We start from the raw sequence: 20,897 nt of genomic DNA, 5'->3' as shown, positions 1-20,897 counted from the left end.
ACCGGCTCCGAGCTGAGCTCAGCTCGTGAGCACGACCTTGAGGGCGCCGGTGTCCGCCGCACGGGCGAACGTGTCGTAGGCGCCCATGAACTCATCCATCGGGAAGCGGTGCGTGACGAACCGCGCCAGGTCGATGTGGTGGGCGGCCAGCAGCCGCAGCAACGTCGGGGTCGAGTAGGTGTCGACGAGCCCCGTCGTGATCGTGACGTTCTTGATCCAGAGCTCCTCCAGGTGCAGGGTGGCCGGGCCGCCGTGGACCCCCACGTTGGCGACAGTGCCACCCGGGCGGACCAGGGCCGTGCACTGCTCGAACGTCGGTGCGACCCCCACGGCCTCGATGGCGACGTCGGCGCCGAGACCCTGGGTCAGGTCCCGGACGATCGCGACGGCGTCCTCGCGCGAGGGGTTCACCGTGATGTCGGCCCCGAACTGCTTGGCCGCCTCGAGTCGGGCATCGGCCAGGTCGATGGCCACGACGTGCGCCGGACTGAAGAGCTCGGCACCCATGATGGCGGAGAGCCCGACCGGGCCGGCGCCCACCACCGCTACGACGTCACCGGGACGGACCCGGCCGTTCAGCACACCGACCTCGTAGCCCGTGGGCCCGATGTCGGCGAGCATGAGTACTTCCTCGTCAGTCACTCCTTCGGGCACGGCATACGTCGAGGTGTCCGCGAAGGGGACGCGGACGAACTCGGCCTGCGTGCCGTCGATCTTGTGTCCGAGGATCCAGCCGCCGCCGCCGATGCACTGGCCGTAGCTGCCCTCGCGGCAGTAGCGGCACGCACCGCAGGCGGTGATGCACGAGACGAGCACCCGGTCTCCCGGCTTGACGTTCTTGACGCCCGGTCCGACCTGCTCGACCGTCCCGACCGCCTCGTGGCCGAGGATCCGGCCGTCGGTCACAGCTGCGACGTCGCCCTTGAGGATGTGCAGGTCGGTGCCGCAGATGGTGACCGTGTCGACCTTGACGATCGCGTCGGTGTCGTCCTCGATCATGGGCTTGGCCACCTGCTCCCAGGCCTTCCGGCCCGGGCCGTGGTAGACGAGCGCCTGCATGACGGATCCGTTGGAGGCCATGGCGGTCAGCTGATCTCGACGTGCGTCGTCTTGGCCTCGGTGGCCTTGGGCATCGTCACCATCAGCACGCCGTCGGCGAGCGAGGCCGTCACGGCCTTCTCGTCCACGGCCACGGGGAGCACCGCCTCGTACGTGAAGCTGCCGGAGGTGCGGGTCGTGTGGCGCAGCGTGCCCTGGCCCTCCTTCTCGGTCGTCTTCGTGCCCCGGACGCTGAGGCGACGTCCGGAGAAGTCGATCTCGATGTCCTTCTTGTCCACGCCCGGCACGTCGAGCTCTAGCGTGAAGGCGTCGTCGGTCTCGCGCAGCTCGCCGCCGGGCGCGAAGTCGCTGGCGCCCATCGCCGGTGACCACATCTGCTCCATGAGGTCCTGCATCCGGCCGGCCCACGGTCCGAGCTCTCCCCACGAGAACTGGTCGGGCCGCGCCTGGACGGCGCGACGCTCGGGGGCCTTCGACCCGCTGTTGATGCTCATCTGTCCTCCTCGTCAACGCGCCGCACGGCATCGGCGACGCCACTCCCAGTGCACGTCGCCGACGGTCCCGCTGAACAGGGCCGTTGGTCCCTACCTGCCTCCCGGACCACGCGGGACGGTGGTCTCATGGCCGACTTGGCAGTGCAGCGCGGCGGCGCGCAGCGGCGTCCGATCGAGCACGTCCCGGCTCTCGCCCCCCTCGTCGGGGACTACGAGGCGCGGCGGCGCTCCTTCACGTGGGAGGCCGCGCGCGACTGGCTGCGGGGCGACGACGAGGGACACCTCAACATGGCGCACGAGGCCGTCGACCGGCACGCCGAGGGGCCGCTCGCCGACACCGTCGCGATCCGCTTCCTGTCCCGCGTCGCGCCCACGACGGAGCTGACCTACGCCCAGCTGCGCGAGCAGAGCGACGTCGCCGCCACGGCGCTGCGACGGCTCGGGGTCGGGCCGGGCGACGGGGTCTGCACGCTCCTGCCGCGATCGCCGGAGCTCTACCTGACCGTCCTCGGCACCCTCAAGGCCGGGGCCGTCTACTGCCCGCTCTTCCCCGCCTTCGGGCCCGAGCCGGTCGTGGAGCGGCTGCGCCTCGGCCACATCCGCGTCCTCGTGACCGACACCCAGTCCTACGTGCGCAAGTGCGAGCCGCACCGCGACGCCCTGCCCGACCTGAGGCACGTCCTCCTCACCGACGTCGGTGACGCGGAAGCTCCCGCGGGCACGACTCCGTGGTCCGTGGCGCTGGGAGCGGGCGCGACGGCATACGACCCCTCGACGTTCACCGTGGCACTCACCCGCGCGGACGACCCCGCCCTGCTGCACTTCACGAGCGGCACGACGGGCAAGCCGAAGGGCGCCGTCCACGTGCACGAGGCGATCCTCGCCCACCACGTGACGGCCGAGTTCGCGCTCGACCTGCGACCCGGCGACGTCTACTGGTGCACGGCCGACCCGGGCTGGGTCACGGGCACGTCCTACGGCATCCTCGGCCCGCTCAGCTGCGGCGTCACCATCGTCACGGACTCCGCCGACTTCGACGCGCGCCGGTGGTACCGCATCCTGCAGGACGAGCGGGTCACCGTCTTCTACACCGCGCCCACCGCGCTGCGGATGCTCATGCGGGCCGGCGTCGGGCTCGCCCGCGAGCACACCTTCCCCGCGCTGCGCCACGTCGTCAGCGTCGGCGAGCCGCTCAACCCGGAGGCCGTCGTCTGGGGCGTCGACGCCTTCGGGCTGCCCGTCCACGACACGTGGTGGCAGACCGAGACCGGTGCCATCATGGTGAGCAACTTCCCGGGTATGCCGGTGCGCCCGGGCTCGATGGGGCGTCCCGTCCCCGGGGTGGTGGCCGCCGTGCTCGCCCAGGGACCTGACGGCCGGGCCGCGGTCGAGGGCGGTCGGGTCCGGGTGCTCGGCCCCGACGAGGTCGGTGAGCTGGCCCTGCGGCCCGGCTGGCCGTCGATGTTCCGCGCCTACGTGGACGACCCCGAGCGCTACGCGAAGGCGTTCGCCGACGGGTGGTACCTCAGCGGCGACCTCGCCCGCATCGACGCCGACGGCTACGTGTGGTTCATCGGACGCGCCGACGACGTCATCAAGTCCGCCGGCCACCTCATCGGTCCGTTCGAGGTCGAGAGCGCCCTCATGGAGCACCCGGCTGTCGCCGAGGTCGGAGTCATCGGCAAGCCGGACCCGCTCGCCGGCGAGATCGTCAAGGCGTTCGTGACCCTCAAGGTCGGCCACGAGCCGAGCCCCGCGCTCGCCCGGGAGCTCGTGGCGTTCGGGCGGCACCGGCTCGGCTCGGTCGCGCCGCGCGAGATCGCCTTCGACCAGGCGCTGCCGCACACCCGCAGCGGCAAGGTCATGCGGCGGCTGCTGCGGGCCCGTGAGCTCGGGCTGCCCGAGGGCGACCTGTCGACCGTCGAGCGCCCGAGTGCGCAGGGCGGGGAGGGGGAGTCATGACCGAGGAGCTGTTCCTCGAGCTGTTCCGGGGGTTGCTGCGCGAGATGGTCCGCATCCGCCGCTTCGAGGAGAAGTGCGCCGAGCTCTACAGCGCGACGAGGATCCGCGGCTTCCTGCACCTGTGCATCGGCGAGGAGGCCGTCGCGGTCGGCGTCGTCGGCGCCCTGTCCGAGGCCGACGCCGTCGTGTCCACCTACCGCGAGCACGGTCACGCCCTCGCGCGCGGCGTGCCGATGGACGCGGTCATGGCCGAGATGTTCGGCCGCTCCACCGGCTGCAGCGGCGGCCGCGGCGGGTCGATGCACCTCTTCGACGCCTCCCGCCGTTTCTACGGTGGCAACGCCATCGTCGCGGGCGGGCTGCCCGTCGCGGTCGGGCTCGCCCTGGCCGACCACCTGACCGCCGACCCGGCCGTCACGGTCTGCCTCTTCGGCGACGGCGCCTTCGCCGAGGGCGAGTTCCACGAGAGCGCCAACCTCGCCGCCCTCTGGCACCTGCCGGTCCTCTTCTGCTGCGAGAACAACCGCTACGCGATGGGCACGGCGCTCAGTCGGGAGCACGCCGCGACGGACCTCGCGACGCGTGCGGCCGGCTACGGCATGGTCGCCTGGGCCGTGGACGGGATGGACGTCCTCGCCGTGCGTGACGCGACCGAGAGGGCGCTGGCCTACGTGCGCGACAGCGGGCAGCCGTGCTTCCTCGAGCTGCGGACCTACCGCTACCGCGCCCACTCGATGTACGACCCCGACCGCTACCGCACCAAGGAGGAGATCGAGCGGTGGAAGGAGCTCGACCCGATCCCGGCGCTGGCGGCCCGGCTCGTCGCCGAGCGGCTCATGACGACCGACGAGCTCGAGCAGTGGCGGGCGCGGGTCGAGCGCGAGGTCGACACCGAGATCGCGGCGGCCGTCGCGGCCGCGGACGCGGCCCCGCTCGAGCCGGTCGAGGACCTCGCGCGCTTCGTCACGACGGCCACTGCGGACGCCGCGCCGGCGGGGAGGGCGTCATGAGCAGGCACACCGCGGCGACGAGCCCGGGCACCGGCACGGGCGCCGACGGGGGCTCCTCGGCGAGTGCAGTCTCCGTTGCCGCGGGCTCGAGGCTGACGGCGCCGGTGACGACGACCTACCGCGAGGCCCTGCGCGAGGCCCACCGCGAGGCGCTCTCGAGCGACCCCCGGGTCTTCCTCGTGGGCGAGGACGTCGGCCGCTACGGAGGGTCCTTCGCCGTCAGCCTCGGCCTGGTGGAGCAGTTCGGGGAGGGGCGGGTGCGCGACACACCGCTGTCGGAGTCGGCGTTCACCGGTGCCGGCATCGGGGCGGCCCTGCGCGGGCTGCGTCCCATCGTCGAGATCATGACGGTCAACTTCAGCCTGCTGGCGCTCGACCAGATCCTCAACAACGCAGCGACCCTGCGCCACATGTCGGGTGGCCAGCTGTCGGTCCCGCTCGTCATCCGGATGACCACCGGCGCCGGGCGCCAGCTCGCCGCCCAGCACTCGCACAGCCTCGAGGGCTGGTACGCGTCCATCCCCGGCATCCGCGTCCTCGCTCCCGCCACGGTGGAGGACGCGCGGGGCATGCTCGCGCCCGCCCTCGCCGACCCCGACCCCGTCGTGCTCTTCGAGCACGGCTCGCTCTACAACCTCGCGGGCACGCTGCCCACCGATCCGGTCGTCGTCGACATCTCGAGCGCCGCGGTGCGCCGCGGCGGCACCGACGTCACGGTCATCGCGTATGCCGGGGGGCTCGGCAAGGCGCTCGAGGCCGCCGACCTGCTTGCGGGAGAGGGCATCTCGGCCGAGGTGATCGACCTGCGGGTGCTGCGACCGCTCGACGACGCGACGGTCATGGCATCGGTCGCGCGGACGCACCGGGCGGTCGTCGTCGACGAGGCGTGGCGCACGGGCAGCCTTGCAGCGGAGGTGTCGGCACGCATCGCCGAGCAGGCGTTCTACGAGCTCGACGCCCCGGTCGAGCGGGTCTGTGGCGCAGAGGTTCCCGTGCCCTACCCCCACCACCTCGAGGAGGCGGCGCTGCCCCAGGCCACAGACATCGTGGCGGCGGCGCGACGGGCGGTGGGACGCCGTGGCTGAGTTCCGGATGCCCTCGCTCGGCGCGGACATGGAGTCGGGCAAGCTCGTCGAGTGGCTCGTCAAGGTCGGTGACCCGGTGCACCGGGGCGACATCGTCGCGGTGGTGGAGACGCCGAAGTCGACCGTCGAGGTCGAGTGCTTCGACACCGGCACCGTCGAGGACCTGCTCGTCGAGGAGGGCGAGAAGGTGCCGGTGGGGACCCCGCTCGCGAGGCTGGGCGACGGCACGGCCTCGGCGGCGCCGGTGCCCGAGGCGCCGGAGCCGGCGGACGCGCGGACAGCGCCGGAGACGGAGGCGCCGGGACAGAGGGAGGCGTCGCCCACGGCCCCCGAGCCCGTGCTGCGGGAGTTGGCGCTGCCGGAGCCGGTGCCGCTGGAGCCGGCGCCAGTCGGGGCCGGTGCTGCATCGCCGGGTGCGCCGGCCTACCCGGACGGGGCGCGAGCCACGACTCGGCTGCGGGTGTCCCCGCTCGCGCGCCGGGTCGCCGAGGAGGAGGGGGTCGACCTCTCCACCATCACGGGCTCGGGACTCGGGGGCGTGATCCGCGCGGACGACGTGCGGCGCGCCGGACGGCATACGACCCCCTCGGCTCCCGTGAACGCCACGGTCAGCCCGGTCACTCCGATCGCCCCCGTCGCCCCGGTCGCCCCGTCGACGCAGCCCGCCGCGGCGCCCCCGACGAGCGACATGCGGCGCAGCATCGCGGCCCTCATGACGAGGTCGAACCGCGAGATCCCGCACTACCAGCTGACGCTCACCGTCGACCTGCACCGCAGCATGGCCTGGCTGAAGGAGCGCAACCGCGAGCTCGAGATGTCCGAGCGGCTCGTGCCGGCGGCGCTGCTGCTCGCTGCGACGGCGCGCGCGGTCCGGGCGGTGCCCGAGCTCAACGGCCACTGGGTCGACGACGGCTTCCGACCGGCGACCGACGTCGACCTCGGGCTCATCCTGTCGCTGCGCGGCGGAGGGCTGCTCGTGCCGGCGATCGCCGGGGCCGACCGGCTGACCGTCGAGGAGACGATGGCGCGCGTCCGCGAGCTGACGCGTCGGGCACGGGCCGGGCGGCTGCGCGGCTCGGACCTCGTGCAGCCGAGCATCACGGTGTCGAACCTCGGTGACCAGGGCGTCGACAGCGTCCTCGGCGTGATCTACCCGCCGCAGGTCGCCCTCGTCGGCTTCGGCGCCGTGGCCGACCGGCCGTGGGCGGTCGACGGGATGCTCGGCGTGCGGCCGCTCGTCACGGCCAGCCTCGCCGGCGACCACCGGGCGACCGACGGGGCCACGGGCTCGAGGCTGCTCCGGACCATCGACCGACTGCTGCAGACACCCGAGGAGCTCTGATCCCGATGCCCGAGACACCCAGGACACCCAGGACACCCGAGACGACCGAGACCACCGACGCGACGGGCTCGGCCGGCGGCGCGAGGACGCTGCTCGACACGGTGCTGCGCGAGATCGTGCCCGACGCGAGCCTCGACGGCGTGCCGGGCTCGGCCGACCTGCGCGAGCGCTTCGAGCTCGACTCGCTCGACTTCGTCGAGCTGGTCGAGCGGCTGGGCAAGCGCGCCGGCTTCCGCATCGAGGACGACGACGCGGACCAGCTGCGCACCATCGACTCCGCCACCGCCTACCTGGCGCGGCGGTCGGCGTCGGCGCACCGCTGACGCGTCCCGGGCCGGCCGACACTGGGAGCTCGCGTCGGTCAGCTCGAGTCGGTCAGCTTGAGTCGGTCAGCTCGAGTCGGTCCGACCGAGTCGGTCAGCTCGCGCCGGGCTCCGTGAGGGCGCTGCGCAGCAGGGCGACGAGGGCGTCGATCTGCAGCGTGTCGCCCGAGGTGATCTCCTCGTCGCTGCCGTCGAGGGCGCGCGCGGCGAGCCCCTGCTTGGCGTCGATGAGCTCGGCGATCTTCGAGTCGATGGTGCCGGAGGCGAGGATGCGCCACGCGGTGACCGGCTCGTCCTGGCCGATGCGGTGCACGCGGTCGATGGCCTGCTGCTGCTCGGCCGCCGTCCACGACAGCTCGGCGAGCACGACGTTGGAGGCGGCGTGCAGGTTGAGCCCTACGCCGGCGGCGGTCAACGAGCAGACGGCGACGGCGACGTCGGGGTCCTTCTGGAACGCGTCGATGGCCTCCTGCCGCTGCTTGGAGGTCTGGTCGCCGCGGACCGACACGGTGCGCAGGCCCGCCGAGGCGAGCACCCGCTCCGCCGCGTCCATGACGTCGATGTGCTTGGCGAAGAAGACGACCTTGCCGACCGAGTGTGACAGCTGCACGGCGTAGTCCGCCGCGAGCGTCGACTTGGCCTGGCCGATGCGGCGCACGAGCGAGAAGACGTTGTCGGTGCCCTTCTCGGCCGAGGTCGAGCGCAGCTCCGCGGCGGCGACCCGGCGCATGAGCTCGGTGTCGGGCTCGTCGTCCTCCTCGTGCCCGTCGCCGGCGGCGAGCAGGGAGCGGTAGCGCTGCGCCAGGCGGCGTCCGAGGGCCCGCTCCGCCTCGCGGATCGAGCGCCCGAGGTCGTCGTCGAGCTCGACGGTGATGTCGGCGATGCGCTTGTCGGGCAGGTCCTTGGCGACGTCGACCTTGCGCCGGCGCACGATGCCCATGTCGACGACGGCTCGGCGGGCCTCGGGGTAGAAGGCGCGGTCGGCCGGCGTGTGGCCGGTGTCGTCGAGGCGACGCACGATCTCGGCGGTCGGCTTGCCGTCCTTGATCCAGCCGAGGAAGCGCCAGATCGCGTCGAAGTCCTTGACGTCGTTGATGAGCGGCGTGCCGGTGAGGGCGATGAGGAGCGGGTTGCCGCCGGGCGTCGTGGCGCGCAGCCGGTCGCCGAGCGCGAGCACCTGCTGCGAGCGCTGCGAGCCGAGGTTCTTGATGAAGTGCGCCTCGTCGACGACCATCGAGCGGAAGCCGAAGCTCGAGAGCCACCCGAAGTGCCGGTCGAGGATCTCGTAGTTGACGACGAAGACGTCGGCGAAGGCGTCGACGTCGTTGCCGTCGCCGTGGATGACCGTGACGCGGCGCTGCGGGGTCCAGCGCTCGACCTCGCGGGCCCAGTTGATCTTCACGACGTTGGGCACGACGGCGAGCATCGGGTAGGCGCCGGCGATGGACGCGGCCATGACCGACTGGGCCGTCTTGCCGAGGCCGGGCTCGTCGGCGAGCAGGAAGGTGCGGTGGCCCTCCTGCACGCTCTGCAGGAACCGCGACTGGTGGACCATCAGCTGCGACCCGGGCGGTGAGAAGCGGTCGATCTGCGGCGTCGGCGGCAGCTCCATCGAGGCGGCCTCGCCGCCGGCGCCCTGCTCGAAGGCGCGGTAGAGCGGGCTCAGCAGGTCCCACCCGGCGAGGCGGGCGGGCAGGTAGCTGCTCTGGGTCCGGGTGAGGTCCGGGGTGAGGAAGGGGTTGGCGAGCGCCCGTGACGGGACCGACTGCGGCATGACCTGGCGGGCCGCGATCTGCGGCGGCACGACGGGGCGCGGCGGCTCGGGGGCCGTGATGACGAGGTCCTCCTCGGCGAGCTCGGCGCCCGACTCGAGGAGCCAGTCGCGGCGCATCTGCTGCGCAGCGGGACCCGGCTTGGCGTCGGCGTCCAGGAGCGTCAGCAGGCTCGTGTCGCGGGCCGCCACCTGGGCGAGGATCGTCGCGATGCCGTCGAGCCGCTTGAGCAGGTCGGCGCGCGTGGCCGGCGGGATCGAGGTGTCCTCGCGGACCCGGGAGCGCTCTGAGCGCATGAGCAGGGCCACGACGAGGAACTTGGTCCGGTTCGTCGGGCTGGCCTTGCCCTTGCTCGAGACCCTCGCCTCGACCTCACGGACCCGGCGCGCGAGCACGGGGATGAGGGGCGCCGGCTCGTCGCGGCGCTGGACCGTCTTGCGCTGGCCGTTGTGCTGGCCCTGCTTGGAGCCCTGCTTGGACCCGTTCGAGCCCTGGTTCGAGCCCTGGTTCGAGCTCTGGTTGGAGCCCTGGCCGTCGGTCGGTCGGCGGCGGACGCGCGTTGCCATGTTCCTCCTGATGACACGGAGGACGTCGAGCGGGCTGGCCCCCGGACGACACCATCACGGGTGGATCGGTGTCGGCGGCGGACTCGGCTCGAGTCCCGGTGGACGCGCCATCGCGCGTCCGAAGTCCCGAGCGCCTGACCGGCGGGTGCGCCACGACGGGCGGTGGGACACCTCGACTCTACAGCCCCTCGGGCGGCACATGGACCGAACCGCCCGTCGATCGCGGGCGTGGCGCGCTCAGGCGGGCGCCGGGCGCCACGTCTGCCGGGGGCGGTGGCCCGTCCTGGGCAGCCAGTGGTCGGTGTAGAGGATGCGGGTGGGGGTCAGCACCGTCAGCGGGTCGCGCGGCGGCTCGTGCAGGGACCGGCCGCGCTCGACGTGGTCGGACTGCCACCGCATGGCCTCCCAGTACCGGTCGGCGAGCGGGTCGTCCCGCTCGAGCGTGCGGGCCGTGCCGAAGAGCTGGGCGCCGCGGTTGCTCGCCTGCCCGACGAGTGGTGCGACGATGCCGGCGGACACCCGCGGGTCGCGCCGCAGGTTGCGGGACTTCACCGAGTCGTTCCAGCTCGTGTAGAAGATCTCGAAGCCGAGGCTGGAGTAGCGCACCGGCGTCGCGGCCGGGCTGCCGTCGCGGCAGACGGTGGCGATGACCGCCACGTTATGGGTCGAGAGCAGGTTGAGGATGCGGTCCTCGAGCTGCTCTCGGGGCAGGTCGAGCTCGGGGGTGGGACCTGCGAGCCAGGGGTTCGTCAGCGGCATGCTGCAACCTAGCCCGACACGGCATACGGAGAGGTCGTATGCCGTGTCGCCCGGCGCCGCTCGGGCGTTGGGGGGCGCTCAGCCCAGGTTGACCCCGACGAGCGCGCCGATGGCATACGTGACGCCCATGGCGAGCAGGCCGCCGCCGACGTTGCGCACGATCGCCCGGGTCGCGGGGCTGCGGCCGAGGCGGGCACTCGCCCACCCGGTCAGGGCCAGCGCGGCGGCGACGCTGAGGACGGTGACGATGATGCGGATCGAGGCCGGGCTGAAGGTGATGGTCAGCATCGGCAGGATCGCCCCGACGACGAAGGCCAGCATCGAGGCGCCGGCAGCGTGCCACGGGTTCGTCAGGTCGTTGGGGTCGATGCCGAGCTCGGCCTCGGCGTGCGCGGCGAGCGCGTCGTGCGCGGTCAGCTCGCGGGCCACCTCGGCGGCGAGCTCACGTCGCATGCCCTTGGCCTCGTAGATCTGGGTCAGCTCCTCGAGCTCTCCGTCGGGGTCCTCGCGCAGCTCACGCGTCTCGAGCTCGATGAGGGCCCGCTCCGAGTCGCGCTGCGTGCTCACCGAGACGTACTCACCGGCCGCCATCGACATCGCACCGGCCGAGAGGGCCGCGATGCCGGCGAGCACGATGGCCGCCTTGTCGGCGGTGGCACCGGCGACACCGACGACGACACCGGCGGTCGAGACGATGCCGTCGTTGGCGCCGAGGACGCCGGCGCGCAACCAGTTGAGGCGGCTGCCGACGTTGGCGTCGTGCGGCTCGTCGCGGTCGTGGTTCGAGTCGACCGGCGTCGGCTCCTCGGAGGCGCGGACCTCGGACATGCGTGGTGCTCCGATCAGTGGTGTCGCCGTCCGCTGCGCGTTGGATCGTGCGCGGCGGGGCTCGTTGGTGCTCGACGGGTGCTGAGCCTCGATCGTCGCACCCGGCCTCGGGACTGTCACGCGAGGTGAGGCTCACCTGAGCGTTCCTGCTCGACATCTCCCAGGATCGCGCACAGGGAGCCCCGGATGCGCAAGGATCGGGACATGTCGGGCGTTCGGGGGAAGAACGGGGCTGTGGAGGGCGACCTCTGCCGCTGGATGGTCGCTGCCTCGCCCGACGGGCTGTGGGTCTTCGACGAGGACGGGGTCACGGTCTTCGCGAACGGGCGGATGGCCGAGCTGCTCGGTCGCGACCCCGACGACATGGTCGGCTTCTCCGTCTTCGACGCGGTCGACGACATCGGCAAGGAGCAGTTCCGCCACCACCTCGAGGAGCTCGCGACCCGCGGGGAGCCGGGCGACAACCTCGAGTGCAGCCTGCTCGACGCCCACGGCAACCGTTTCTGGGCGCTCGTGTCGCACACCCCGCTCGTCGACGAGGCGGGAGTCCACCGCGGCTGGATGCACCGGGTCAGCGAGCACAGCGCCCAGCGCAAGCTGCTCGACCAGCTCGCCGAGGCCCAGTCGATCGCCATGATCGGCAGCTGGGAGTGGGACGTCGAAGCCGACCGGGTGTCCTGGTCCGACGAGCTCTACCGCATCTACGGCCTCAACCGCAGCGACCTCACGCCGACCTACGAGGGCTTCCTCTCCCGCATCCACGCCGATGACCGGGCCCTCGTCGCACGGGTCGTCGGCGCCGCGCTCGCGTCCGAGGACTCCTTCGAGTTCGACGCCCGGGTCGTCCAGAGCAACGGCGAGATCGCGTGGATCCGCGGCCGGGGGCTCGTCACGCGCGACGCCGAGGGGCGGGCGGTCCGGATGGGCGGCACGACCCAGGACATCACCGAGAAGAAGGACGCCGAGCAGGCGCTCGGTCTCGTGACGGCCATGGCGACGGCCGCCAACGAGGCGGCGACGCTCGACGAGGCCATCCCTACGATCCTCCGGGAGGTGGCCCGGCACACGACGTGGCGGCCGGTGCTCGGCTCGGTGGTCGACGCCGAGGGCCGGCTGGCCGACCCGATCCGCCCGGGTGAGGACATCGAGGTGAGCAGCCTGCCGCTCGCGACCGGGATGGAGTTCGCGACGCGCGCGGCAGCGAGCCGGTCGGTCGTCGCGGACCTCTCGCCGGAGGGCTCGACGATCGTGGCGGTGCCGGTCGTCCACGAGGATCGGGTCGCCTGCGTCGTCGTGCTCGACATGCGCAGCGCCAACCCGCCGGTGGCCTCCGACGCCGTGACGATCGCGCAGACCACCGCGCTCTTCGCGCGGGTCGCCGACCGGGAGTGGACGGCCGAGCACCTCGCGCAGGCCCGGGACGCGGCCATGGAGGCCTCGCGCGCCAAGTCCGAGTTCCTCGCCACGATGAGCCACGAGATCCGCACGCCGCTCAACGGTGTCATCGGGCTCGCCGAGCTGCTCGGACGCACCGAGCTGACCGCCTACCAGCGGCGGCTCTCGGACGGTATCGACCAGGCCGGCCGGGTGCTGCTCGGCCTCGTCAACGACATCCTCGACCTGTCCAAGATCGAGGCCGGTCGCCTCGAGCTCGAGTCGGTCGACTTCGACCCGGCCGCGGTGCTCGAGCGCAGTGTCGCGCTGCTCGCCGAGCGGGCGCGCGCCAAGTCGCTCGAGCTCTCGGTCACCCACGGGGCGGACGTGCCGTACATGGTGTCGGGCGACCCCGTGCGCTTCGGCCAGGTCATCGCCAACCTCACGACGAACGCCGTGAAGTTCACCGACGCCGGCAGTGTCGTCGTGCACCTCGGTCTCGAGCGCATGGGCGCCGAGGGACCCGTGCTCCGCGTCGAGGTGACCGACACCGGCGCGGGGATCGCACCGAAGGTGCGCTCGCGGCTGTTCGAGTCGTTCTCGCAGGGCGACTCCTCGACGACCCGCGAGTACGGCGGCACCGGCCTCGGCCTCGCGATCAGTCGTCAGATCGTCACCGCGTTCGGCGGCGAGATCGGCGTCGACAGCGAGCCGGGACAGGGCAGCACGTTCTGGTTCACCGCGGCCTTCGAGACGGCCTCCGTGCGCACCGTCGGGCGTTCGGCGTCGCAGGCCGCTGCCGTGTCGGGCCTGCGCGTCCTCGTCGTCGGTGCCGACACGGCACACCGGCTGCGCGTCGAGGAGCAGCTCGGCACGTGGTCGATGAGGGTGTCGTCGGCGACCACCGGGGCCGACGGCCTGGCGCAGCTCGACCGTGCCGACCGAGGTGGCCACCCGGTCGACGTCGTCGTGCTCGACGACCCAGCCTCGGGGGCCGCAGGCCTTCAGGTCGCGCGCATGATCCGCTCCGACGAACGCTTCGCTGGCGTACGCGTGGTGCTGGTGTGCGCGCACGTGCCACCACCGGACTCGGCGAGCTCCCAGGAGGCCGGCGTGGACACCGTCCTGACGGCGCCGCTCATGCCGTCCTCGCTCTTCGACGCCATGGCCGACGTCGCCGGCCGCGCCCTCGCGAACGACCCTGCGTGGTCCGCGGGGTCGGGGCATCCCACGCGGTCGGGCGGGTCGGTGGCGCTGCCGTCCGGGACGGAGGGGCGTCTCGGCACGGTCCTCGTCGTCGAGGACAACGAGGTCAACCAGCTCGTCGCGCAGGGGGTGCTCGAGAGCCTCGGCTACGCCGTGGTGCTCGCCGGCAACGGCGTGGAGGGCGTCGAGGCGCACCGCTCGCACGGCGACGACTTCGTCGCGGTGCTCATGGACTGCCAGATGCCGCAGATGGACGGCTACGCCGCCACCCGGGCGATCCGCAGCCGCGAGCAGCCCGGTCACCGGCTGCCGGTCATCGCCATGACGGCCTCGGCCATCGCGGGGGAGCGGGAGCGGTGCCTTCAGGCCGGCATGGACGACTTCCTGACCAAGCCCATCGACGTCGCGCTCCTCGCGTCCACGCTCCGGCGATGGACCGGTGGGGAGGGGGTGTCGCGGACCTCGACGGTCCCCTCCGACGGTGAGGACGTGCCGGTTTCGCGCGGAGCTTCCGGTGCCGACACCGGGGTGGACACCGATGTGGACGAGGGCGGCCAGCGCGGCAGGGGCGGCGACGGGGCCGGCGACGGGCGAGACGTCGGTGACGGGCGCGACACCGCGAGCGTGCTCGACCGGTCGCGACTCGAGGAGCTGCTCGACGTCGACCCCGGCGACCCGTCGATGCTGCTGCGCTTCATCGACCGTTTCGGGGCCGGCGCCCGACAGCGCCTGGATGACCTGGGCGAGGCGCACGCAGCGGGCGATGCAGAGGCGCAGGGCCGGATCGCCCACAGCCTCAAGGGAACTGCCGCCAACTTGGGGGCTGTGGACCTCGCCGAGGTGTGCCGTCGGGTCGAGGAACTCGGGGCGGCGGGCCAGCTTGCGGACGATGCTCTCGTCACGGAGCTGGGCGACGCGGTCGACCGTGCCGTCAGCGCGCTCGAGGACTACGCGGCCCGTCTCCGGTCCGCCCGCTGACCGGGGCGACGCGCTCGGTCAGCGTTGGCCGGGGTCCTCACGGGAGGGGCCGCAGGCTCCCCGCTTGAGTCTGCGCACGCTGACGACGGCAAGTCCGCCGGCGACAGCTGCGGTCACGCACCCCGCCCACGAGCCGGAGAGGGCCGACCAGAGCCCGACCGCGGCCAGGAGGCCGCAGACGAACGCGTCGAAGGTGGTGTCGGCGCGGGTCGGGCGCCGGCTGCCGAGCGGGTCGAGCTGGCTCGGGTCGAGTCGCTCCAGGACCGCCCGGTACGCGCCCCGGCCGACCGCCTGGCAGCCCGCCCCGGTGAGGCCCACGACCACGAACCGCCACCAGCCGGGGTCTCCAGCCGTTCAGGTCGGTCAGGTCGTCCGGGCGCCGCCGGTGGTGCCCGAGCCCGGGTCGCCTTGGCCCTGGTCGTCGGAGAACGGGTCGGAACCCTGCCCGCCCTGCCCACCCTGGCTGTCCTGTCCCAGGAGCTGAAGGAGGTCCTGGGGGTCCATCTGGCTCAGCTGGTTCGGGTCCAGGTTGCCCAGGGCGCCACCGGGTGCGCCGTTCTGGAGGTTGGGCAGCTGCTGGGGACTGGTCCCCTGCTGGTTCTGGAGGCCCTGCTGGTTCTGGAGACCACGCTGGCCCCCGGGGAACTGGAAGTTGCGGCCGCCCCCGGGGCCGCGGAAGCCGCCGTCGTCCCCGGACGAACCGGACGGCAGGGCCGCGGCGGCGCCGATGGCACCGGCGGAGGTGAGGAGCAGGGCGAGTCCGGCGGTCACGGCCGTCTTCTTCGCGGTCCACCGGGACCCGCTGCCGCCTGGGCCCACCGGCTCACGGACCGGCAGGCCGGTGGGTGAGAGGGGGACGCCCGGGCCGGCGAGCGGCGTCGCCTTGCTCGGCGACGCGGCATACGCGTACGGCGTGGTCGGCGGGGTCACGGGGATCTCGCTCGTCGCGGCGGACGGGAGCTGCTGCGTGTCGTCGGCCGCGGCCGGTCGACGAGGGTCGAACTGCGGGAGCACCGGCTGGGGCTGCTCGCCCGGAACCTGTGGCGTGGACTCGTTGCTCATGTCCATCACGGTCCGGCGGCTGCCTGTGCGAGTGCTGTGGCGCAGCCATCGGGTGGCTGGGACTTGGCCCGACCCGGGACAGAGCCTCCACAGGAATCGCACAGGGAGGTACTGGTCATCGCACAGTCCCACGGGTTTCACTGGATGACATGAGCGAGAAGACCAAGCCCGCAGCGGCGCGACTCCAGCGACTCGACGGCTCCCCGGTGCGGGTGCTCGTCGTGGACGACGAGGCCAACCTCACCGAGCTGCTCGGGATGGCGCTGCGCTACGAGGGCTGGGAGGTCCGCGCTGCCGGCACCGGCATGGAGGCCGTGCGCGCCGCTCGCGAGTTCGACCCGGACGCGGTCGTGCTCGACATGATGCTGCCCGACTTCGACGGGCTCGAGGTGCTGCGGCGCATGCGTGCCGACAACAGCAACGTGCCCGTCCTCTTCCTCACGGCCAAGGACGCCGTCGAGGACCGGGTGTCGGGCCTGACCGCGGGCGGTGACGACTACGTGACCAAGCCGTTCTCGCTCGAGGAGGTCGTCGCCCGCGTGCGTGCCCTCATGCGTCGCACGACGGTCGCCGTGTCGTCCTCGGACTCCATGCTCGTCGTCGGTGACCTCACCCTCGACGAGGACAGCCACGAGGTGATGCGCGGCAGCGAGGAGATCCACCTGACCGCAACGGAGTTCGAGCTGCTCCGCTACCTCATGCGCAACCCGAAGCGGGTGCTGTCCAAGGCGCAGATCCTCGACCGCGTCTGGAACTACGACTTCGGCGGCCAGGCCAACGTCGTCGAGCTCTACATCTCCTACCTGCGCAAGAAGATCGACGCGGGACGGGAGCCCATGATCCACACGATGCGAGGAGCTGGGTATGTCCTCAAGCCGGCCGTCTGACACCGGCCGCGTCGACGACACCGACCTGCCTGACCCCGCCGACCTCCCGGAGGACGACGGCTCCGGCCCCGCCGACCTCTTCCCCGAGGGTGTCGGCTTCAGCAACGAGAGCGACGACAGCGACGACCCGACGACGTATGCCGTGGGGCCGGGCCAGGAGTCCTCCCGCGGATCGGGCTCGGCTGGTTCCCAGACGTCCTCGACCGGCGAGCGCGACGAGACCGGCGAGACCGGCGAGGCAGGCGGGTCAGTGTCGGAGCACTCGCTGCGCGAGCGATGGGCCGCCGCGCGCGAGCGGGTGCGGCCCTGGTCGGCGTGGACGCTGCGCGCCAAGCTCGTGGCCTCGATGCTGGCCCTGTTCACGGTGCTCAGCATGATGACCGCCGTCTTCTCCGTGACGGCGCTCAACCAGTCCCTCATCGGTCAGGTCGACCAGCAGCTGTCCGACTCGCTCAACCGGCCGAGCCGGGGCGGCCCGGACGACGGCGGTGACGGAGGTGCGGGCGGCGGTCCCGGCGCCGACCGGATGGAGGTCTTCCTCACGACGAACGGCAACGCCGGCTACGTCTACCGCGCAGGCGCGCGAACCAGCCTGAGCGCCAACCAGATCGCCATCGTCAAGGCGGCCGGTCTCGGGTCGGTCCCCAAGACCCTCGACCTCGGGGGCGACACGGGTCGCTACCGCATGGTCGCGGCCACCCGTCAGATCCGCAACCTCCAGACCGGCGACCAGATCACGGGCACCTACGTCGCCGGCATCTCGACCGGGCCGACGGACGTCATCGTCGGGCGCATGATCGTCATCGCGATCGCGACGGTCGGCGCCGGCATCATCCTCGTCGCCCTCGTCGGCACCTGGCTCGTGCGCCGCAACCTCGAACCCCTGCGACGGGTCGCCGCCACGGCCACCAAGGTGTCGCAGACGCCGCTCGCCTCGGGGCGGGTCGCCCTGGCCGAGCGCGTCGACCCCGCCGACACCGACACCCGTACGGAGGTCGGCCAGGTGGGCGCGGCCTTCAACGAGATGCTCGACCACGTCGACGAGGCCCTCAACTCGCGGCACCAGAGCGAGCAGCGCGTGCGACAGTTCGTCGCGGACGCCTCGCACGAGCTGCGCACGCCGCTCGCCTCGATCAAGGGGTACGCCGAGCTGTCGCGGCGCGAGCCGGAGGTCGTCCCCCAGACGGTCACCCACGCGATGGGTCGCATCGAGTCCGAGGCCAACCGGATGAGCTCCCTCGTCGAGGACCTGCTCCTGCTCGCGCGGCTCGACGCCGGGCGTCCGCTCGAGGAGGCCCCGGTCGACATGTCGATGCTCGTCATCAACGCCGTGAGCGACGCCCACGCGGCCTCGCCCGGTCACCGGTGGGACCTCGACCTGCCGCCCGAGCCGGTCGAGGTGACCGGCGACGGGGCTCGCCTGCACCAGGTCGTGGCCAACCTGCTGGCCAACGCGCGCACCCACACCCCCGACGGCACCCGGGTCACGACCTCGGTGCGACCCGAGGGCCGGTGGGTCCGGGTCGCGGTCCACGACAACGGCCCCGGCGTGCCGGAGTCGTTGCAGCCCAACGTCTTCGAGCGCTTCGCCCGTGGTGATGACGCCCGTGTCCGCGCCGGCGGCAGCACCGGGCTGGGCCTGTCGATCGTCGCTGCGGTCAGCAAGGCCCACGGCGGCCGGGTCGAGCTCGACAGCCGGCCGGGCGACACGACCTTCAGCCTCCTGCTGCCCGCCGCCCCCTGACGCTTCTCCAGACGAGTGCGCGAGTCCGGACCGCGCCGACCCCGCCCCGGCGGAGTTGGCGTGGTCCGTGGTCGTCTGTGGGCGCGCGGACTCGGCCCTGGCGGAGTTGGCGTGGTCTGTCGTCTGCGGGCCCGCGGATCCAGCCCCGGCGGAGTTGGCGGGCTCCGTCCCCGTCTCCGGGCGCGCGAACTCGGCCTGGGCGGAGTCGGCGTGGTTCGTCGTCGTCTGCGGGCGCGCGAACCCGGCCCTGGCGGAGTTGGCGGGGTCGTATGCCGTGTCGTCGCGGCCCACGTGCCGCGCCCCGATCGTGCCGGTGACCACTCATCAGCGCACCAAAGTCATGTCATAGGAACGGCACAGACCCAGCCTCGACGGTAGGGGCATGGACACGATGACCCTCACCACCACGGGCGGGACCGGCACCGCGTCGGCGCCCGCCGGGCCGGCAGACGCACGGCCCCAGACCCTCTCGCCCAGTGCCCGTGCGGGTCGTCCGGGTCGGCTCCGCCGCCTGTGGCGCGGCAGTGACGCCGACCCGTCCTGGGCGCGTCCCGCCCTCCTCGGGCTCCTGCTGCTGACTCTCGTGCTCTACACGTGGAACCTCACGTCGAGCGGCTACGCGAACTCCTTCTACTCCGCCGCGGTCCAGGCCGGCAGCGACAGCTGGAAGGCCTTCTTCTACGGCAGCTCCGACGCCGCCAACTCGATCACCGTCGACAAGCCGCCGGCCTCGCTGTGGGTGATGGCGCTCTCGGTGCGCCTCCTCGGGCTCAGCTCGTTCGCGATCCTGCTGCCGCAGGCGCTCATGGGCGTCGCGACGGTCGGCGTCGTCTACGCGACGGTCAGGCGCCAGTTCGGTGCCGTCGCCGGCCTCATCGCGGGCGCGGTCCTCGCGCTGACCCCCGTCGCCGCCCTGATGTTCACCTTCAACAACCCCGACGCCCTCCTGACGCTCCTCATGGCGCTGGGCGCGTGGGCCACGATCAAGGCGATCGAGCAGGCCTCCCCGAAGTGGATGATGATCGTCGGCGTCTTCATCGGCCTCGGCTTCCTCACCAAGACCCTGCAGGTCCTGCTCGTCGTGCCCTTCTTCGGCCTCGCCTACCTCATTGCGGCTCCGACGACGCTGCGCAAGCGGATCGTCCACTCGCTCCTGGCCGTCGGCACGATGGTGCTGTCGGCAGGCTGGTGGGTCGCGATCGTCGAGCTCGTGCCGGCCTCGGCCCGTCCCTACATCGGCGGCAGCCAGACCAACTCGTTCCTCGAGCTGACCTTCGGCTACAACGGTCTGGGCCGCCTGAGCGGCAACGAGACCGGCTCGGTCGGCGGGGGCGGTGGGGGCGCCACCGGTGGCGGCATGTGGGGCTCGACCGGCCTGTTCCGGATGTTCTCCTCGAGCGTCGGCGACCAGATCTCCTGGCTCATCCCGAGCGCCCTCATCCTGCTCGCGGCCGGCCTGTGGCTGCGCGGCCGTCGCCCGCGCACCGACCTGCGCCGCGCGGCCTACCGCGTCTGGGGCGGCTGGCTCGTCGTGACGATGCTCGTCTTCTCGTTCATGGCCGGCATCTTCCACGAGTACTACACCGTCGCTCTCGCCCCCGCGATCGCCGCCCTGGTCGGCATGGGGGCCGTCGAGGCCTGGCAGCGGCGCTCGAGCGCGGTCGCGACCATCGCCCTGGCGGCGGCCACCGCTGCGGCGGCGACGTGGAGCTTCATCCTCCTGTCGCGCACCACGGCCTACGGCGACTGGCTGCGCGTCTCGGTCCTCGCGGTCGGCATGGCAGCCGCGCTGCTCATCCTGGCGACCCGCTGGATGCACGCCCGCGCCGTGCCCTTCGTCCTCGCGGCGGCACTCGTCGCCGGCCTCGCCGGCCCGGGGGCGTATGCCGTGTCGACGACCGCCCAGGGTCACAGCGGGTCGATCGTGACGGCCGGCCCCGCCGGCTCGAGCCGGGGCCCCGGGGGTGGCGGCTTCGGTGGCGGCACCCCGCCACAGACCCCCGGCCAGACCGGCACCAACGGCACCACCCGGCAGGGTGGCCCGCAGACCGGAGGAGCCGGCGGCGGCATGGGCGGCCTGCTCGACGCCTCGACCCCGAGCACCGCGGTCGTGTCGGCCCTCTCGGCCAACGCCGGCAAGTTCACCTGGGTGGCGGCGGCGGTCGGCTCGCAGACGGCGGCGGGCCTGCAGCTCGGCACGCAGCTGCCCGTCATGGCCATCGGCGGCTTCAACGGCTCGGACCCGAGCCCGACGCTCGCGCAGTTCAAGCAGTACGTCGCGAACGGCCAGATCCACTACTTCGCCTCCGGCGGGCGCGGGTTCGGCAACCAGAACGGCGGCAGCAGCGCCTCGTCCGAGATCAGCTCGTGGGTCCAGGAGAACTTCACCGCCGTGACGATCGACGGCTCGACGTTCTACGACCTCACGCAGCCCCTCCAGTGACGA

16 protein-coding genes are annotated in these 20,897 nt (G+C 72.7%); 9 read left to right on the top strand and 7 right to left on the bottom strand.

Features of this window, described 5'->3' with window-relative positions:
• Nucleotides 1–18: 18 nt before the first annotated feature.
• Nucleotides 19–1,059, bottom strand: a complete 1,041-nt coding sequence (locus ABD297_RS09420) for a zinc-dependent alcohol dehydrogenase family protein (RefSeq protein WP_344254720.1) — start codon at nt 1,057–1,059, stop codon at nt 19–21.
• Nucleotides 1,060–1,085: 26 nt separating this feature from the next.
• Entirely contained in the window at nt 1,086–1,553 is a 468-nt protein-coding gene (locus ABD297_RS09415) for an Hsp20/alpha crystallin family protein (RefSeq protein ID WP_344254641.1), read from the bottom strand.
• A gap of 126 nt (nt 1,554–1,679) precedes the next feature.
• Between ABD297_RS09415 and acsA the strand changes: the two genes are divergently transcribed.
• From acsA to ABD297_RS09390, 5 genes are all read left to right on the top strand, one after another.
• Nucleotides 1,680–3,515: an acetate--CoA ligase gene (gene acsA / locus ABD297_RS09410; RefSeq protein WP_344254639.1), complete on the top strand. Its 1,836-nt coding sequence runs from the start codon at nt 1,680–1,682 to the stop codon at nt 3,513–3,515.
• Nucleotides 3,512–4,525, top strand: a complete 1,014-nt coding sequence (gene pdhA / locus ABD297_RS09405) for a pyruvate dehydrogenase (acetyl-transferring) E1 component subunit alpha (protein ID WP_344254638.1) — start codon at nt 3,512–3,514, stop codon at nt 4,523–4,525. The genes acsA and pdhA overlap by 4 nt, the downstream gene beginning before the upstream one ends.
• Nucleotides 4,526–4,629: 104 nt before the next feature.
• Complete coding sequence (locus tag ABD297_RS09400; protein WP_425581154.1) at nt 4,630–5,610, top strand: alpha-ketoacid dehydrogenase subunit beta; 981 nt, start codon at nt 4,630–4,632, stop codon at nt 5,608–5,610.
• Nucleotides 5,603–6,952, top strand: coding sequence for a dihydrolipoamide acetyltransferase family protein (locus ABD297_RS09395; RefSeq protein ID WP_344254635.1), 1,350 nt, complete (start codon nt 5,603–5,605; stop codon nt 6,950–6,952). Before ABD297_RS09400 ends, ABD297_RS09395 begins: the two co-directional genes overlap by 8 nt.
• A 5-nt stretch (nt 6,953–6,957) precedes the next feature.
• Complete coding sequence (locus ABD297_RS09390) at nt 6,958–7,275, top strand: acyl carrier protein (protein WP_344254634.1); 318 nt, start codon at nt 6,958–6,960, stop codon at nt 7,273–7,275.
• Between the two features lie 94 nt (nt 7,276–7,369).
• Here the strand turns inward: ABD297_RS09390 and ABD297_RS09385 are convergent, their stop codons facing one another.
• From ABD297_RS09385 to ABD297_RS09375, 3 genes are all read right to left on the bottom strand, one after another.
• Nucleotides 7,370–9,613, bottom strand: a complete 2,244-nt coding sequence (locus tag ABD297_RS09385; protein ID WP_344254633.1) for a DEAD/DEAH box helicase — start codon at nt 9,611–9,613, stop codon at nt 7,370–7,372.
• Nucleotides 9,614–9,850: 237 nt separating this feature from the next.
• Nucleotides 9,851–10,372, bottom strand: a complete 522-nt coding sequence (locus tag ABD297_RS09380) for a pyridoxamine 5'-phosphate oxidase family protein (RefSeq protein ID WP_344254632.1) — start codon at nt 10,370–10,372, stop codon at nt 9,851–9,853.
• Between the two features lie 78 nt (nt 10,373–10,450).
• Entirely contained in the window at nt 10,451–11,200 is a 750-nt protein-coding gene (locus tag ABD297_RS09375; RefSeq protein ID WP_344254630.1) for a VIT1/CCC1 transporter family protein, read from the bottom strand.
• 204 nt (nt 11,201–11,404) lie between these two features.
• Between ABD297_RS09375 and ABD297_RS09370 the strand changes: the two genes are divergently transcribed.
• Nucleotides 11,405–14,758: a response regulator gene (locus ABD297_RS09370; protein ID WP_344254629.1), complete on the top strand. Its 3,354-nt coding sequence runs from the start codon at nt 11,405–11,407 to the stop codon at nt 14,756–14,758.
• 18 nt (nt 14,759–14,776) lie between these two features.
• On the opposite strand, the gene ABD297_RS09365 is transcribed toward ABD297_RS09370, so the two are convergent.
• Nucleotides 14,777–15,076: a hypothetical protein gene (locus ABD297_RS09365; protein WP_344254628.1), complete on the bottom strand. Its 300-nt coding sequence runs from the start codon at nt 15,074–15,076 to the stop codon at nt 14,777–14,779.
• A 45-nt stretch (nt 15,077–15,121) separates the two neighbouring features.
• Nucleotides 15,122–15,820 (bottom strand): hypothetical protein, encoded by a 699-nt coding sequence (locus ABD297_RS09360; protein ID WP_344254626.1) that lies wholly within the window; start codon nt 15,818–15,820, stop codon nt 15,122–15,124.
• Nucleotides 15,821–15,969: 149 nt separating this feature from the next.
• Here ABD297_RS09360 and ABD297_RS09355 point away from each other — a divergent pair, with 149 nt between their 5' ends.
• From ABD297_RS09355 to ABD297_RS09345, 3 genes are all read left to right on the top strand, one after another.
• Nucleotides 15,970–16,707: a response regulator transcription factor gene (locus ABD297_RS09355; RefSeq protein ID WP_344254625.1), complete on the top strand. Its 738-nt coding sequence runs from the start codon at nt 15,970–15,972 to the stop codon at nt 16,705–16,707.
• On the top strand, nt 16,685–18,451 hold the full coding sequence (locus ABD297_RS09350) for a sensor histidine kinase (RefSeq protein ID WP_344254624.1): 1,767 nt from the start codon (nt 16,685–16,687) through the stop codon (nt 18,449–18,451). The genes ABD297_RS09355 and ABD297_RS09350 overlap by 23 nt, the downstream gene beginning before the upstream one ends.
• A gap of 382 nt (nt 18,452–18,833) precedes the next feature.
• Nucleotides 18,834–20,894 carry a glycosyltransferase family 39 protein gene (locus ABD297_RS09345; protein WP_344254623.1) on the top strand — a complete coding sequence of 687 codons (2,061 nt, stop codon included), beginning with the start codon at nt 18,834–18,836 and terminating at the stop codon, nt 20,892–20,894.
• The last annotated feature ends 3 nt before the right edge of the window (nt 20,895–20,897 follow it).

This window comes from Terrabacter carboxydivorans, assembly GCF_039532035.1.
Classification (GTDB): Bacteria; Actinomycetota; Actinomycetes; order Actinomycetales; family Dermatophilaceae; genus Terrabacter; species Terrabacter carboxydivorans.
Note: the sequence above shows the minus strand (reverse complement) of the source record. Positions and strands in the feature narration are given on the sequence as shown.